At 75.5% G+C, this 15,558-nt stretch carries 11 protein-coding genes; 7 read left to right on the top strand and 4 right to left on the bottom strand.

Annotation, left to right across the window (positions count from 1 at the left end; genetic code table 11):
- The first annotated feature begins 179 nt into the window (after positions 1-179).
- From ACH4K1_RS26825 to ACH4K1_RS26810, 4 genes are all read left to right on the top strand, one after another.
- Positions 180-563 carry a hypothetical protein gene (locus ACH4K1_RS26825; protein ID WP_398092136.1) on the top strand — a complete coding sequence of 128 codons (384 nt, stop codon included), beginning with the start codon at positions 180-182 and terminating at the stop codon, positions 561-563.
- Between the two features lie 176 nt (positions 564-739).
- Positions 740-2,230 carry an amidase gene (locus tag ACH4K1_RS26820; protein ID WP_398092135.1) on the top strand — a complete coding sequence of 497 codons (1,491 nt, stop codon included), beginning with the start codon at positions 740-742 and terminating at the stop codon, positions 2,228-2,230.
- A 129-nt stretch (positions 2,231-2,359) separates the two neighbouring features.
- A complete protein-coding gene (locus tag ACH4K1_RS26815) occupies positions 2,360-4,582 on the top strand; it encodes an NADP-dependent isocitrate dehydrogenase (protein WP_398092133.1) in 2,223 nt (740 codons plus the stop codon).
- A gap of 128 nt (positions 4,583-4,710) precedes the next feature.
- The gene (locus tag ACH4K1_RS26810; RefSeq protein WP_398092222.1) at positions 4,711-6,300 is read left to right on the top strand and encodes a molybdopterin-dependent oxidoreductase; all 1,590 of its coding nucleotides are present in this window, start codon (positions 4,711-4,713) and stop codon (positions 6,298-6,300) included.
- Between the two features lie 91 nt (positions 6,301-6,391).
- Here the strand turns inward: ACH4K1_RS26810 and ACH4K1_RS26805 are convergent, their stop codons facing one another.
- The 3 genes from ACH4K1_RS26805 to ACH4K1_RS26795 form a co-directional block, all read right to left on the bottom strand.
- Positions 6,392-8,038 (bottom strand): FAD-dependent monooxygenase, encoded by a 1,647-nt coding sequence (locus ACH4K1_RS26805; protein WP_398092131.1) that lies wholly within the window; start codon positions 8,036-8,038, stop codon positions 6,392-6,394.
- A 98-nt stretch (positions 8,039-8,136) separates the two neighbouring features.
- On the bottom strand, positions 8,137-9,009 hold the full coding sequence (locus ACH4K1_RS26800) for an oxygenase MpaB family protein (protein WP_398092129.1): 873 nt from the start codon (positions 9,007-9,009) through the stop codon (positions 8,137-8,139).
- A 51-nt stretch (positions 9,010-9,060) separates the two neighbouring features.
- Positions 9,061-10,125, bottom strand: coding sequence for a biotin/lipoate A/B protein ligase family protein (locus ACH4K1_RS26795; protein ID WP_398092128.1), 1,065 nt, complete (start codon positions 10,123-10,125; stop codon positions 9,061-9,063).
- A gap of 182 nt (positions 10,126-10,307) precedes the next feature.
- Here ACH4K1_RS26795 and ACH4K1_RS26790 point away from each other — a divergent pair, with 182 nt between their 5' ends.
- Complete coding sequence (locus tag ACH4K1_RS26790; protein ID WP_398092126.1) at positions 10,308-11,198, top strand: TIGR04222 domain-containing membrane protein; 891 nt, start codon at positions 10,308-10,310, stop codon at positions 11,196-11,198.
- A 247-nt stretch (positions 11,199-11,445) separates the two neighbouring features.
- Here the strand turns inward: ACH4K1_RS26790 and ACH4K1_RS26785 are convergent, their stop codons facing one another.
- Positions 11,446-11,643, bottom strand: a complete 198-nt coding sequence (locus tag ACH4K1_RS26785; RefSeq protein WP_073766784.1) for a hypothetical protein — start codon at positions 11,641-11,643, stop codon at positions 11,446-11,448.
- Between the two features lie 608 nt (positions 11,644-12,251).
- Between ACH4K1_RS26785 and ACH4K1_RS26780 the strand changes: the two genes are divergently transcribed.
- Both ACH4K1_RS26780 and ACH4K1_RS26775 read left to right on the top strand, forming a co-directional pair.
- Positions 12,252-13,892 carry a pyridoxal phosphate-dependent decarboxylase family protein gene (locus tag ACH4K1_RS26780; protein WP_398092125.1) on the top strand — a complete coding sequence of 547 codons (1,641 nt, stop codon included), beginning with the start codon at positions 12,252-12,254 and terminating at the stop codon, positions 13,890-13,892.
- A 70-nt stretch (positions 13,893-13,962) separates the two neighbouring features.
- A complete protein-coding gene (locus tag ACH4K1_RS26775) occupies positions 13,963-15,363 on the top strand; it encodes a lysine N(6)-hydroxylase/L-ornithine N(5)-oxygenase family protein (protein WP_398092123.1) in 1,401 nt (466 codons plus the stop codon).
- Positions 15,364-15,558: the final 195 nt, after the last annotated feature.

The following is a 15,558-nucleotide window of genomic DNA, read 5'->3' as shown; positions in this document are numbered from 1 at the left end:
CGGTCAGGGGCTACGACCCCCGGTGACCTGCCTGCCCGAGCGTGCGCCGCGCGCCGGGGCGCCGCCCGGCGCGTTCACGGAGGGTGAGGTTCGGCGCTGATTTCGGTTCCGGCCCGCGGGCAGAGCTGCGGTGATCCCGCCCGGGGTCACGGACGTACGCACCATGAGGGAGAACCATCATGAACCTGTTCACGGGGACGACGAGCAAGGGCGGACCGGCCGCCGGGAACCGCTCCCGGTCCGCTCCGAAGGCGCTCGCCGCCGTGGTGAGCGCCGCCGCGCTGGCGCTCCCGGTCACCACCGCGACCGCCGCCGCCCCGGCCGCGATCCCGCCCGGCCTCTCCTGCGACACCGGCAAGCACGCGATCGACGACTACACGGGCTTCGCCCTCTGCCGCAACAACGGCAGCCGGACCCAGGTCTTCTGGGTCCACCTCGTCTGCGGCTGGTCGCCGGACGTCGACGGCGACCGCGTCACGCTCCGGCCCGGGGAGTCCGGCCAGTCCACCGCCCACTGCGGAAGCCTCGGCACCGGAATCGGCGAGATCCACGTCCGTCCGTGACGCCGGAGCCGTAAGCGCCTCGTAGAGCCGTACCGTGCCCACCGGCCGTATGCGCAACGGCCGGTGCGTGCCCAACGGTTGAGCGCGCCGCCTCCTCTCGTTACCCTCCAGTAAGTACGTGGGCGCACAGCCGGGACGACCGGACGGCCCCGCGACCCGAGGGAGGCGGCACGCCCATGTCCTCAGCGGAGCCCACCGAAGCGGAGCCCACCGGGCGGCCCGGCCCGGCCGTACGGAATCCCGGCCGCGTTCCCGGCCGGGCCGTCCCGCCGCCGCTCCCCGGACTGGCGGAGAGCGTCCGTCTCCTCGCCGAGGGAACCGCCACCTCCACCGCCCTGGTGGCCGACGCCCTCGCCCGCGCCGAGGCCACCCGCCCCACCCTCAACGCCTTCCGCCACCTGCGCGCCGAAGCGGCCCTGGCCGAGGCCGCCGAGGCCGACCGCAGACTCGCGGCGGGGGTACGGCTGCCGCTCCTCGGCGTCCCGGTCGCCGTCAAGGACGACACCGACGTGGCGGGCCTGCCCACCCACTTCGGCTGCGACGGGGAGCGGCCCCCCGCCGCCGCCGACAGCGAGGCGGTCCGCCGGCTGCGCGCCGCCGGAGCCGTCGTCGTCGGCAAGACCAACTCCTGCGAACTGGGCCAGTGGCCCTTCACCGAGGGGCCCGGCTTCGGCGCCACCCGCAACCCGTGGAACACCGCGCACACCCCGGGCGGCTCCTCCGGCGGGTCGGCCGCCGCCGTCGCCGCCGGCCTCGTCCCGGCCGCCCTCGGCTCGGACGGCGCCGGCTCCGTCCGCATCCCCGCCGCCTGGACCCACCTCGTCGGCATCAAACCGCAGCGCGGGCGGATCTCGGTCCACCCGCACAGCGACTCCTTCCAGGGCCTCACGGTGAACGGCCCCCTCGCCCGCACGGTCGCCGACGCCGCGCTCCTGCTGGACGCCGCCGCCGGGCCGCACCCCGACGACCTCCACCGCCCGCCCGCCGTGCGCGCCGCCGACGCCGCCCGCCGCGAGCCCGGCCGGCTGCGCATCGCCCTCGCCTGGCGGCCCCCGCTCACCCTCACCGGCGCGGAACCCGACCCCGAGGTGCGCCGGGCGGTCACCGCGCTCGCCGAGACCCTGGCCCGGCTCGGCCACCACGTGGAGGAGGCCCGCCCCCGGTACGGGCTGATCGGCCTCGCCTTCGTGCCGCGCGCCACCGCGGGCATCGCCGAGTTCGCCGCCCGCCACCCCGAACCGGCGCTCCTCGACCCGCGCACCCGCAGCGCCCTGCGGACCGGCACCCGGCTCGGCGGCCGGGCGGTGCGGGCCGCCCGCGCCCGCGAGGTGCGCCAGCACCGCCGTATCGGGGCCCTCTTCGACGCCTCCGGATTCGACGTGCTCCTCACCCCGACCACGGCCGCCCCGCCGCCGCGGATCGGCAGGTTCGACGGCCTGAGCGCCTGGCGCACCGACCTCGCGATGACCGCGGCCTGCCCGTACGCCTGGCCGTGGAACGTCCTCGGCTGGCCCGGTGTGAACGTCCCGGCCGGCTTCACCCGCTCCGGCCTCCCCGTCGGCGCCCAGCTGCTGGGCCCCTCCCGCGCCGAGGAGCGGCTGATCGCCCTCGCCGCCCAACTGGAGGACGACCTGCGCTGGTACGAGCACCGCCCCCCGGCCCCGTAACCCTCGGTGACCCATGCGTCACCGCGCCCCGCGCGGAGGGGGAAACCGTGCGGGGGTCTTGTGGAGCCCCGCACGCCGAAGAGATATCTTGATGTCAAGCAATGTTGCAGACGTGGAGCGGAGCACCCGGTGACTGACTCGACCATCATCTATACGCACACCGACGAGGCCCCTGCCCTGGCGACCTACTCGTTCCTGCCCGTCGTCGAGGCGTACGCCTCGACCGCAGGCGTCACGGTCGAGCGCCGTGACATCTCCCTCGCGGGCCGGATCATCGCCAGTTTCCCGGAGCACCTCAAGGCCGAGCAGCGTATCGATGACGCACTCGCCGAGCTGGGCGAGCTGGCCAGGACGCCCGGCGCGAACATCATCAAGCTGCCGAACATCTCGGCGTCGATCCCGCAGCTCAAAGCCGCCATCGCCGAGCTCCAGGGACAGGGCTACGCGCTCCCGGACTACCCGGACGACCCGCAGACCGACGAGGACAAGGACGTCCGCGCCCGGTACGACAAGGTCAAGGGCAGCGCCGTGAACCCGGTGCTGCGGGAGGGCAACTCCGACCGCCGCGCCCCCGCCTCCGTCAAGAACTACGCCAAGGCCCACCCGCACCGCATGGGCGCCTGGTCGGCCGACTCGAAGACGAACGTCGCCACCATGGGCGTCGACGACTTCCGCTCCACCGAGAAGTCCGCGGTCATCGCCGAGGACGGCACCCTCCGCATCGAGCTGCACGGCGACGACGGCGCCACCACCGTGCTGCGCGAATCCGTACCCGTCCTCAAGGGCGAGGTCGTCGACGCGGCCGTCATGCGCGTCGCCGCGCTGCGCGAGTTCTTCACCGCGCAGGTCGCCCGCGCCAAGGCCGAGGGCGTGCTGTTCTCCCTGCACCTCAAGGCCACCATGATGAAGGTCTCCGACCCGATCATCTTCGGCCACGCGGTCCGCGCCTTCTTCCCCAACACCTTCGCCAAGTACGGCGACCAGCTCGCCGCCGCCGGCCTCACCCCCAACGACGGCCTGGGCGGCATCCTCAAGGGCCTCGGCTCGCTGCCGGACGTCGGCGCCGAGATCCAGGCGTCCTTCGAGGCCGAGCTGGCCGAGGGCCCGGCCCTCGCCATGGTCGACTCCGACAAGGGCATCACCAACCTGCACGTCCCCAGCGACGTCATCGTCGACGCCTCCATGCCCGCCATGATCCGCACCTCGGGCCACATGTGGGGCCCGGACGGCAACGAGGCCGACACCATCGCCGTCCTCCCGGACAGCAGCTACGCCGGCGTCTACCAGGTCGTCATCGACGACTGCCGCGCCAACGGCGCCTTCGACCCGGCCACCATGGGCTCGGTGCCCAACGTCGGTCTGATGGCGCAGAAGGCCGAGGAGTACGGCAGCCACGACAAGACCTTCGAGATCCCCGCCACCGGCACCGTGCGCGTCGTCGACGCGAGCGGCGCGGTCGTGCTGGAGCAGGCCGTCGGCGCCGGCGACATCTTCCGGATGTGCCAGACCAAGGACGCCCCGATCCAGGACTGGGTCAAGCTCGCCGTCACCCGTGCCCGCGCCACCGGCGTCCCGGCCGTCTTCTGGCTGGACGAGACCCGCGCGCACGACGCCAACCTGATCGCCAAGGTGCAGACGTACCTCGCCGACCACGACACCGACGGTCTGGACATCACCGTCAAGTCCCCGGTCGAGGCCACCGCCTTCTCCCTGGAGCGCATCCGCCGCGGCGAGGACACCATCTCCGTCACCGGCAACGTGCTGCGCGACTACCTCACCGACCTCTTCCCGATCCTGGAGCTCGGCACCAGCGCGAAGATGCTCTCCGTCGTCCCGCTGATGAACGGCGGCGGCCTCTTCGAGACCGGCGCGGGCGGCTCGGCCCCCAAGCACGTCCAGCAGCTCGTCAAGGAGAACTACCTCCGCTGGGACAGCCTGGGCGAGTTCCTGGCCCTCGCGGTCAGCTTCGAGCACCTGGCCACCACCACGGACAACGCGCGGGCCCAGGTCCTCGCGGACACCCTGGACCGGGCGACGGGCACCTTCCTCAACGAGGACAAGTCCCCGAGCCGCCGCCTCGGCGGCATCGACAACCGCGGCAGCCACTTCTACCTCGCCCTCTACTGGGCGCAGGAGCTGGCGCGGCAGACCGACGACGCCAAGCTCGCCGAGGCGTTCGCGCCGCTCGCCAAGACGCTGGCCGAGCAGGAGGAGACCATCGTCGCCGAGCTGATCGCCGTGCAGGGCTCCCCGGCCGAGATCGGCGGCTACTACCAGCCCGACCCGGCCAAGGCCGCCGAGATCATGCGTCCGTCCGCCACGTTCAACCAGGCGATCGCGTCGCTCGCCTGACGTGAGGTGGGGCGGACGCGTCCGCCCCACCGACCCCCCCCGCCCCCGCCCGCCCCCCCCCCCCCCGGGGGGGGGGCGGGCCCGGGGCCCCCCGGGGGGGGGGCAACCCGGGGGGGCCCCCCCGGCCAATAAGGACCCGGAGGACCAACCGGACAGCCCTGACCCGCAACGCTCTCGCCGCCCTGAGCGGACTCCTCGCGGGGTTCGCCGCCCTGACCGTCGCCGAGCTCGCCTCGGCCGCCGTCAGACCCGAGGCGGGCCCCCTGACGGCGGTCGGCGGGGCGGCCGTCGACCGGACGCCCGTCCAGGTGAAGGACTGGGCGATCCGCACCTTCGGGGAGAACGACAAGGCCGTCCTCCAGCTCGGCATCGCCGCCACGCTCGCCCTCCTCGCCGTCGCCATCGGCCTGCTCGCCCTGCGCCACCGGCGTACCGGCTCCACCGCCGTCCTGGTCCTCGGCGCGGTCGGCGCGGCCGCCGCCGTCGGCCGCCCGGACTCCACGGGCTTCGCGGACGGGTTGCCGTCGCTGGTGGGCGCGGTCGCCGGGGCCGTCCTGCTGTACGTCCTCACCGGCAGGCTCACCACCCCGCGCACGGCCGCCACCGGGCCGCCGGACGAGGAGAGCGGCTGGGACCGGCGCGGGTTCCTGGTCGCCGCCACCGCCGCGGCCGCCGCCTCCACGGCGGCGGGGGCCCTCGGCCGGACGCTCAACGGGCGGGGCGCCCAGGACGCCGTCGCCTCCCGCGGCGCCGTACGGCTGCCCGCCCCGGCCTCGCCCGCCGAGCCGATCCCCGCCGGAGCGCGGCTCGGAGTCCGGGGCCTCAGCCCGTTCACCACGCCGAACAAGGACTTCTACCGGGTCGACACCGCGCTCGTGGTCCCCAAGGTCGACGCGAACACCTGGCGGCTGCGCGTCCACGGCACGGGCGTGCGCCGCGACCTGGAGTTCACCTATCGGGACCTGCTGGACCGCCCCCTGATCGAACGCGAGATCACCCTGTGCTGCGTCTCCAACGAGGTCGGCGGCCCCTACGTCGGCCACGCCCGGTGGATCGGCGTCCGCCTGGCGGACCTGCTCAAGGAGGCGGGCGTCAAGCCGCCGTCCCGGGGCGGGAAGGCGGACCAGATCATCGCCCGCTCGGTGGACGGCATGACGCTCGGCACCCCCGTCGAGGACGTCATGGACGGCCGCGACGCGATGCTCGCCCTCGGCATGAACGGCGAACCGCTGCCCTTCGTCCACGGGTTCCCGGTCCGCATGCTGGTCCCCGGGTTGTACGGGTACGTCTCGGCCTGCAAGTGGATCGAGGAGATCGAGCTGACCACGTTCGAGGGCTACGACGCGTACTGGGTGAAGCGGTCGTGGGCGCGCGAGGCCCCGGTCAAGACCCAGTCCCGCATCGACACCCCCAAGCCCTTCGCCCGCCCGGCGGCCGGCACGGTCATGGTCGCCGGAGTGGCCTGGGCCCAGCACCGGGGGGTCGAGAAGGTCGAGATCCGGGTGGACGACGGCCCCTGGCGGCCGGCGCAACTGGCCGACCGGGCCACCGTCGACACCTGGCGCCAGTGGTCCTACCCGTGGAAGGCGACCCCCGGCAGCCACACCCTCACCGTCCGCGCCACGGACGGGACGGGCGAGACGCAGACCGGGAAGCGCACCGGGACCGTCCCGGACGGGGCGAGCGGCCGGCACTCCGTGGTCGTCACGGTCGACTGAGACGGGCCCGCGGGACGGCACGGCGCACCGGACGGACGGGAACCCGCGGCCTGCGGTCTGCGGCCCGCGCCCCGCGGCCCCGCGCCGGGCGTCACGGCTCGAAGACCCGCCCCAGCGCCGCCGCCAACGCGCCCACGACCGGAGGACGGAGGCAGGCGGCCAGGTGGCCGTCGGGCCGCACCAGGAACGCCGCGCCCTCCCCGGCCCCGTACGCGCGCGCGAACTCGCCCCGGCCGTCGTGGTGATGAGGGACCCCCGCCACCTCGGCCGGGGCGTCGGCGGGCACGATCCAGTGCGTCGCGACCCGGCCCCGGCTCGCCTCCCGCGCTGCGGCGGCGAGATCGCGGGGCGCGTCGCCGACCGGGTGGCGCCCGTACCCGAGCAGCACGTGGCCCCGCCCGCGCATCAGGTCGAACAGCCGTTGCGGGTAGGCGGCGACGTCTCCGGTGAGGCCGCCGCAGTCCGGGGCCCGGTCGCCCGGCCGGGGCCCGCCGCCGTCGTCCCGGGGCGGCGGTGCGACCAGCGGGCTGTCCCGGTAGGAGACGAGCAGCTGGGCCTCGCGCAGCAGCAGCGTCCCCCGGTCCTCCGGGTCGGCCTGGACGCCTTCGGCGGCGTGCCGGACCGTGCGCCCGACGACCTCCTTGCCGACCGGGCGGCGCTCGGCGCCGTAACTCCCGAGCACCCGCGGCCCCGCAGCGCCTGCGACGGCCAGCGCGAGCTTCCACGCCAGATTGGCGGCGTCCTGGACCCCGGTGTTCATGCCCTGGGCGCCGGTCGGCGGGTGGATGTGCGCCGCGTCCCCGGCGACGAAGACCCGGCCGTCCCCGTACCGGTCCACCAGCCGGTGGCTGATCCGGAACACCGAGGACCAGCGCAGCGCGGACGCGGTGGCCGGCTCCGGCGCCAGCCGGTCCAGCACCCTCTGGACGTCGGCGAGGCCGGGGGCCGCGCCGCCTTCGAGCCCGTGCGCCGCCCCGTCGCCGCCCGTCGGCCCGACCGCCCCCGCCCGCCGCACGGCGGACAGCTCCGGCGGCACCGGCATCGACATCCGGTAGCGCCCCCTCCCCGGCAGCGGGACGCAGACCAGCAGGTCGTCGACCGCGCCGTCCGCGCCCCGGCGCATCGACCGCACCCCGTACCCGGACGGCAGCCCCCAGCCCACCTCCACATCGGCGAGCATGTACTCCTCGGGGAACGCACCGCCCTCGAACGAGAGCCCGAGCCCCTTGCGGACCGTGCTGTGCGCCCCGTCGCACCCCACCAGGTACCGGGACCGCACCTCCTCCTCGGCCCCGGACGCGGTGGTGAGCCGGCTGGTCACCCCGGCGGCGTCCCGGGCGAACGCCACCAGCGCGGTGGAGCGCTCGATCCCGGTGCCGTAACGCCCGAGGAACTCCTCCAGGACGCGTTCCGTCTCGTACTGCGGCAGGGCCGCGAAGCCGTACGGCACCTCCGGCGGCAGCACCAACTCCACCCGCCCGCGCTCGACCCCGTCGACGTACGTCAGCTGTCCGCGCATCGGGACGGCCGCGTCCAGCACCTCCCGCACCAGGCCCATGCGGTCGAAGAGCTCCAGGGTGCGCGGCTGGATCCCCACCGCCCTGGCGTACGGCAGCCGGGCCGGGAGCCGGTCCACGATCCGGCACGCCACCCCCGCCCGCCGCAGCTCCCCGGCGAGCGTCAGGCCGACCGGGCCCGCGCCCACCACCAGGACGTCGGTCGATGCGCTGCGGGCCATCGGGGCCTCCCGCCGTGGGTCCCCCGCGTGCGGTCCCCTCCATGGTCCCGCCCGCGGCGGGCCCCGGCATCCGGGCCGCGGCATCCGGACCCCGGCGTTCAGCCCTCCGCAGACGTCGGCGGCCGGGCCATCGCCCACCGGATCGTCCTGGTCAGGGCCTTCCCCGCGGGCCGTACGCAGATCTCCTCGACCCCCGGCACCCGGGGCAGCCGCAGCGGAGCCCTGGCCCACGGCGGCAGCGTGGACACGGCGTTGGCGGCGAGCACCGCGTACGGGGGACGGGCCGGCCAGGGCAGCGGCGGGCGCAACAGGATGAAGCGGGCGGCGTCCAGCGCCTCACGGGTGGCGCGCAGCTCCGGCCGGTAGGCGGCGATCCGGGCGGCCAGCTCCGCGCGGTCGTGCGGCGGGTCGGGGACGCCGAGCGCGCGGGCGACCGTCGCCATGTCGTGGATGTAGCCGTCGCACCCCGCGCCGTCCAACGGCCGTGCTCCGTACCGCTGATGGGCGCGCAGGAAGCTGTCCACCTCCGCGATGTGCACCCAGCACAGCAGGTGCGGGTCGGCCGCGTGGTACGGCTCGCCGGAGGACGAGAACCCGCGGACCCCCTCGTGCACGGCCCGTACCCGGTCCACCGCCTCCCGCGCGTGGTCGGCCGTGCCGAAGGTGGTGACGGCCAGGAACGTGCTGGTCCGCTGGAGCCGCCCCCACGGATCGCCCCGGAACCCCGAGTGGCCCGCGACGGCGGCCATGGCGAGGGGGTGCAGCGACTGGAGGAGCAGGGCCCGCAGCCCTCCGACGAACATGGACGCGTCCCCGTGGACCCGGCGCACCGGCCGGTCCGGGCCGAACCACCGGGGGCCGGGGGTGTCGTGGATACGGGCCCGGTTCTCCGGCCCGGAAGGCCCCGCCACCCGGGCGAACAGGCTTCTCCCGAGCCGTTCCCGCAGTCCGGAGCCCGCTGCCTCGTCCATGCGTCCCAGTATGCCGGGCAGCCGCCGCGCGGACCCGGCCTCCGGCGGGTCCTACGGCACCCGGGCCGTCCACTGCGGTGCGGCGAACTTCGTCCGTACCAGCTCCTCGGCGCGCGCCAGCTCCGCGGGCGTCACGCCGCCGTCCGTCAGCCCGTGCCGCCGCCGGAACGAGTCGATCATGCGCTCGATCACGGCCTGGCGGGGCAGTCCGGTCTGCCGCCGCAGCGGATCGACACGCTTCTTCGCCGACCGGGTGCCCTTGTCCGACATCTTCTCCTTGCCGATGCGGAGCACCTCCAGCATCTTGTCGGCGTCGATGTCGTACGCCATCGTCACGTGGTGCAGGACGGCGCCGGGCCCGCCGTCCGGCCCCACCACCCGCTTCTGCGCCGCCCCGGCGATCTTGCCGACCTCGGTGGCGATGTCGTTGAGCGGCTGGTACCAGGCCTTGATCCCCATGTCCGCGAGGGCTTCCAGGACCCAGTCGTCCAGATAGGCGTAACTGTCGGCGAACGACAGCCCGGAGACCAGCGACTGCGGGACGGCCAGCGAGTAGGTGATGGTGGAGCTGGGCTCCGCGAACATCGCGCCGCCGCCGGAGATCCGGCGTACCACGCTCACGCCGTGCCGCTCGACGCCCGCCGGGTCCACCTCGTTGCGCAGCGACTGGAAGCTGCCGATGATCACGGCGGGGGAGTCCCACTCCCAGACCCGCAGGGTCGGCGGCCGCAGCCCCGCCGCGACCTCGGCGGTGATGACCTCGTCGAGCGCCATGTGCAGCGCGGGCGACTGCGGGGCGTCGTGGATCAGCTGCCAGTCGTAGTCGCTCCACTCCGTGGCCTGCGCGAGCGCCCGGCGCACGGCGACGGCGACGCCCTCCGCGCTCAGGCCGAGCATCACCGTGGAGTCGGGCAGCGCCGCCTCGATCCGGGCCGCGAGCCCGGCCGTGTCGGTGGTGGCGGGGGCACCCTCCAACGCCGCGTCGATCGCGAGGATGGCCTCGTCGGGTTCGAGGAAGAAGTCCCCGGCGACGCGGACGTTCCGCAGCGCCCCGCCCTCCACGTCCAGGTCCACCACGACCAGCTTGCCGCCGGGAACCTTGTACTCACCGTGCACCGCGCCGCCTCCAGCTCCTGTCGTCCGTTGCCGGTCCCCGGCTCGACGGACGAGCCGGACACCACCGGATACAACGCCCGTCGCGGCGGGAATCATCCCCGGTCCGCCGCTTCCGGACGGGCTCGGCGGCAGGGCCGCCGGGAACCGGGAACCGAACGAGCCGTTCCGGCCTCTCCGTAACCATGGTCCCTTGGCTCGTCCTCGGTGGGTACTGCGTCGCGGTGGTGTGGGCGGGGTGGACGGCGTGGCGTGCGCGGTCCGCCGTGGCGCACCCGCCCGTCCCCGAGCGGGAGCTCGACGTCTACGAGCTGGCCTGCCTGCGGGGCGGCGGGGCGGGAGCGGTGGCGGCGAGCGTGGGACGGCTGCTCGTGCTCGGGGAGCTCCTGGCCGGTGGGAGCGGCCTCACGCTCAACGGCCTCGCCGTCAGGGACGGCGCCGTCGTCGCCCGCGAGCCGGTCCCCGACGCGCGGCTGAAACCGCTGGACCGCTCGGTGAGGGCCGAGGTGCGGGCGCACCGGCAGGCCCGTCGCGGGCCGGGGCACGTCCAGCAGGGGCTGTCGGTCCGCGCGCTGGCCGATACGCGCGCGGTCCGGGCGGAGCTGGCAGGCATACGCGAGGCGCTGTGCCGGGACGGCCTGCTCGACGGGCCCCCGGTGCGAGCGCGGTTCCGGAGAGGGCTGCTCCCCCTCCGCGTCCTGGCCGGGGCGGGGGTCGTCGCGGTGCTCGCGATCGTGCCGATCGGCGATCCGGTCCCCCTGGTCCTCGCCACGACGGCCGCCGCGGTCGCGGCCGTGTCGTTCACCGCGCCGCCCGTCAGGACCTCGGAACGGCTGGTCCGGGAGGCCGTCGAGCGGCATCCCGTCTCCCGCTCCGAGACCACCGACGACGCCGACGCGTTCGCGCGGGGCATCGCCCTGCACGGTACGGCCGTACTCCACCGCCGCTATCCGCAGCTCGCCCCGCCCCCGCCGCCGCCACCCCGGCACGACCGCCGGAGCACGGGCGCGTCCGGGTCCGGCGGTGGCCGGTGGGCCGACGGGGGCGGCGGATGCGGGGCGAGCTGCGGCGACTGACCGGCGGCCTCGCACCTCCGACCCTCCGGCCCCCGCCCGCGGTGAAGCCCCTCCGCCGGGCGGATGTCTTCCTCACCCCGGGAGAGGGCGGGGGCGGGGCGCGGAGAGGGAAGCGCCGCCCCGGCTGCGGCGGGACGTCCTCGACGCACACCTCACCGGCCCCTACCGCGCCGTCGAGGCCGGAGGGCCGGGGCGGGGGCGGGGGCCGCGCTCAGCGGGAGGGGCCCGCCGGGCCGGCCGAGGCGGGTCAGCGGCGGGACTCGTGCTCCCGGATGACTCCGAGACCGTGCCCGAGGCTCGGGCACTCGGCGGTCAGATCCGCTCCACGCACCAGGTAGTCGTGGACCCGGCCGTCGGCCGGTCGTTCGACCGCACGGTACTGCGTGCCGTTCACGGTGATCGTCCAGTCGTCGCCGTCCTGGGCCCACCCGACTGTCTTCTTCATAGGGCGTTGTCCGTTTCCTCGAATCGGCCTGCCGCGGGTCGGCGGCCGTGTAGTGGCAAGAGAACGGCTTGTGACGCTCGGTGGTTCCGCACTCCCTACGCCATTCGGTTACATCTGGGTCACCGTCACCGCACAGTCGAGACGGCCCACCTGACCGGAGGTCAGGAAACGCGTGACGGGCAGCCGAACGGGCGGGGAACGGTCGGTGCGGTGCGGTGCGGTCCGGGCGGGCGGGAGAGGTGCCGCCCCGGCCGCTCCCACCGTCCGGGCGTACGGGCGGGAGGCGGGCACCCACCCCGCTCGTCCATCGGCCCGGACCGCCGGGCCCCCGGCCGCGTTCCGCCGGGCGGGGGAGGGCGGCCCCGTCAACTCGGTTGCCCGGTAAGCGAAGTAGCCTCTGCGACACGGTGGGCCACCCGTCGCCCGCACCCTCGGAGTTAGGTTAGCCTAACCGGCACAACCCCGGGGGTAGGTCCTTTCGCCTCCGGTGTCGCCCTGGGCGCGCGGACCCCGCCGCGGTACGACCCGCCCGCACTACGACCGAAGGTCTTCGCCATGCCGCCTGTCCCGCCCCCGCTCCCCGGCGCGCCCTTCGCGGAGCGTGGGGTGTGAGCGCCGGTACGCCGTCGGTCCCGGGCGCGGCAGGCGTACGGGGAGGCCGGGTCGCGGGCGGGGCGCACGGGCCGGAGCGGCTGCGGGCCCTCACCGCGATCGTCCTGGACGCGCTGGAGGACGCCGCCCCGGCCCGGGGCGGGCCGTTGCCCGCCGGAGGGCCCGAGGCGGTGGCCCGCCGCACGCGCGCCCTCTGCGCCCCGGTCCTGCCCGAGGAGGGCGTCGGCGCCGAGGCCGCGCTCACGGACGTGGTCCGTGCCGCCGCGGAAGGGGCCGCCGACCCCGCCGACCCCTCCTGTGTCGCCCATCTGCACTGCCCGCCGCTGGCCGTGGCCGTCGCGGCGGACCTGGCCGGGGCGGCCCTGAACCCCTCCATGGACTCCTGGGACCAGGCGCCCGCGGCCGGGGTGATCGAGGAGCTGACCACGGCCGCCCTGGCCCGGCTCGTCCACCCCGCCGCCCCCGCCCCGGACGCGCTCATCACCAGCGGCGGCACCGAGTCCAACCTGGTCGCGCTGCTCCTCGCCCGGGAACGAGCGGCCCCCGGCGCCCTCCGGGTGGTGACCGGCGCCAACGCCCACCACAGCGTCCACCGCGCCGCCTGGATGCTCGGCCTGCCCGCCCCGGCCGTCGTCGCCTGCCGCGACGGCCGGATGGACCCGGCCGCCCTCGACCATGTCCTGACCGGTCTGGCCGGCCAGGCCGGAGCTCCGCTCCTGGTCGTCGCCACCGCCGGCACCACCGACGAGGGGCGCATCGACCCGCTCGCGGAGATCGCCCGGATCGCCGGACGGCACGGCGCCCGGTTCCACGTTGACGCCGCGTACGGGGGGCCGCTGCTGTTCAGCGCGCGGCTGGCCCCGCAACTCGCGGGGCTGGAGCGTGCCGACTCCGTAACGTTCGACCTGCACAAACTCGGCTGGCAACCGGTCGCCGCCGGGGTGCTGACCGTCGCGGACACGGCGACGCTCGCGCCGCTGGCCCTGCGCACCGGCTACCTCAACGCCGACGACGACACCGAGGCCGGACTCCCGGACCTGCTGGGCCGCTCGATCCGCACCACCCGACGCCCCGACGCCCTGAAGATGGCCGTCACGTTCCGGGCGCTCGGACGCCGGGGACTCGCCGCGCTGGTGGAGCACTGCGTCCGCACGGCCCACGCGTTCGGCCGGGCCGTCGACGAACACCCCGCGCTGCGCCGCCGCCCCGGGGAGATCGGGATCAGCACCGTGCTGTTCCGCCCCGCCGCGGCCGACACGCTGCCCGACGAGGCGGGCGACGCCGTGGTCGCCGCCGTCCGCCGCACCCTCCTCGCCGAGGGGCGCGCCGTCCTCGGCCGCGCGGTCGCGGAGGACGGGGACGGCCGCGGCCGGCTGTGGCTGAAGGCCACCCTCCTGCACCCGGACGCCGCGACCGCCGATCTGCTGCCGCTCCTAGACCTCGTCACGGAGGCGGCGGCCCGTGCCGCGGCCGGGGCGCCTGCGGAACGGGCGGGGAACGGGGCTCCGGCGGACCGCGCCGGGGGAGGGGACCGGGCGGAACCTGCCGCGGGCACCGCCGCGGCGGACCGCCGCCCGAGCGAAGCCCCGGCAGCCGAAGATGCCGAACTCCCCGCGCCGGAAAGGCTGTCGCCATGACGTCGACGATGCGTACGGCCTGCCCGGGACGGGGCCCCGCCGCCCCGGCGTCCCCTGCGGGAGGAGCCCGATGACACCCCGACCGCACACGCCGCCCCTCGACCTGCTGGGGGTGGGCGCAGGGCCCTTCAACCTCTCGCTCGCCGCACTGGCCGACGGCGTACCGGGGCTGCGCACCGCCTTCCACGAGCAGCGGCCCGCCTTCCGCTGGCACCCGGGGCTCCTCATCGACGGGGCGACACTCCAAGTGCCCTTCCTCGCCGACCTGGTGACCCTGGTCGAGCCCACCAGCCCCTGGTCCTACCTCAATTACGTCAAGATCCGCCGCCGACTGTTCCCCTTCTACTTCGCCGAGCGCTTCCACATCCACCGCTCGGAGTTCGACGACTACCTGCGGTGGGCGAGCACCGAGCTTCCCTCCGTCCACTTCGGCCACCGGGTGGACACCGTGGCCTGGGACGCGGAACAGGGCCTCTTCTCCGTGGAGTTCACCCGGCCGGGGCCGGACGGGGAGACGCCGGAGACCGGGCTCGCCCGGACCCGCAACCTCGCGCTCGGCGTCGGTACGTCGCCCCATGTGCCCGATCGGCTCAGGGCGTGGGTCGAGGACCCGGCCGCCCTCGTGCTGCACTCCGCGGACTACCTCCCCCAGCGGGACCGGCTGCTGGCCGCCCGCCACATCACCGTGGTCGGCTCGGGCCAGTCCGGCGCCGAAGTCCTGCTGGACCTGCTCCGCTCCCGGCCGGAGGGGGCGGAGGGGCTGACCTGGCTGGCCCGTACGCCCGCCTTCGCGCCCATGGAGTACAGCAAGATCGGGCTGGAGCAGTTCACCCCCGACTACACCCGCTACTTCCACGGGCTCCCGCAGGCCACCCGGGACCGGCTGCTGCCCCGGCAGTGGCAGTTGTACAAGGGCGTCAGCGGGGAGACGCTCGGGGAGATCCACGACGAGCTGTACCGGCGCAGCCTCGGCGGCGGCTGGCCCGACGTGACGCTCACCCCCGGCATCGAGGTCACCGGCGCCACGACCACGGCGGAGGGGCGCACCGAGCTGTACGTCGAGCACGGCCAGCAGGGGACGCGCGGCCGGCTCGTCACCGACGCGGTCGTCCTCGCCACCGGATACCGGGAGCGCCCCGTCGACACGCTGCTCGCCGCGCTTGACCCGTACATCGTCCGCGACGACGCCGGCCGGCCGCAGATCGACGCGGCCCAACGACTCGTCCTCGCACCGGAGATCACCGGTTCCGTCTTCGTGCAGAACGCCGAGCGGCACACGCACGGCGTCGGCGCTCCCGATCTGGGCCTGGCCGCCTGGCGGTCCGCCGTCATCGTCAACACGCTGACGGGCAAGGAGTTCTATCCGCTGCCCGACCGCACGGCGTTCACCACGTTCGGCCTCAGGGCCCAGGACGGTGAGGACCGGGTCGGCCGGGCTCCCGCGTCGGGGCCGGCCGAAGAGCGGCGGTAGGGCCGGAAGAACGGCCCGGCGGCGAAGCGCGCCGGTGACGATACGGCTCCGGGCCGCGCGGTGGGGTTCACCGTGCGGCCCGGGGCCGGGGGGTTGTGCGGGGGGTGGGTCAGCCCTTGCGGGCGGTGATCTCGTCGGTGAGCTGGGGGACGACGGTGAAGAGGTCGCCCACGACGCCGTAGTCGACGAGTTCGA

The sequence above is a fragment of the Streptomyces sp. NPDC017448 genome (assembly GCF_044330565.1).
Lineage (GTDB): Bacteria > Actinomycetota > Actinomycetes > Streptomycetales > Streptomycetaceae > Streptomyces.
This window is presented reverse-complemented; position numbering and strand designations above follow the sequence as displayed.

Coding starts and splice junctions, on each gene's coding strand:
- ACH4K1_RS26785 (WP_073766784.1), bottom strand. CDS start 11,643: ATGAAGAAGACAGTCGGGTGGGCCCAGGACGGCGACGACTGGACGATC.
- ACH4K1_RS26820 (WP_398092135.1), top strand. CDS start 740: ATGTCCTCAGCGGAGCCCACCGAAGCGGAGCCCACCGGGCGGCCCGGC.
- ACH4K1_RS26775 (WP_398092123.1), top strand. CDS start 13,963: ATGACACCCCGACCGCACACGCCGCCCCTCGACCTGCTGGGGGTGGGC.
- ACH4K1_RS26805 (WP_398092131.1), bottom strand. CDS start 8,038: ATGGCCCGCAGCGCATCGACCGACGTCCTGGTGGTGGGCGCGGGCCCG.
- ACH4K1_RS26790 (WP_398092126.1), top strand. CDS start 10,308: ATGGTCCCTTGGCTCGTCCTCGGTGGGTACTGCGTCGCGGTGGTGTGG.
- ACH4K1_RS26800 (WP_398092129.1), bottom strand. CDS start 9,009: ATGGACGAGGCAGCGGGCTCCGGACTGCGGGAACGGCTCGGGAGAAGC.
- ACH4K1_RS26825 (WP_398092136.1), top strand. CDS start 180: ATGAACCTGTTCACGGGGACGACGAGCAAGGGCGGACCGGCCGCCGGG.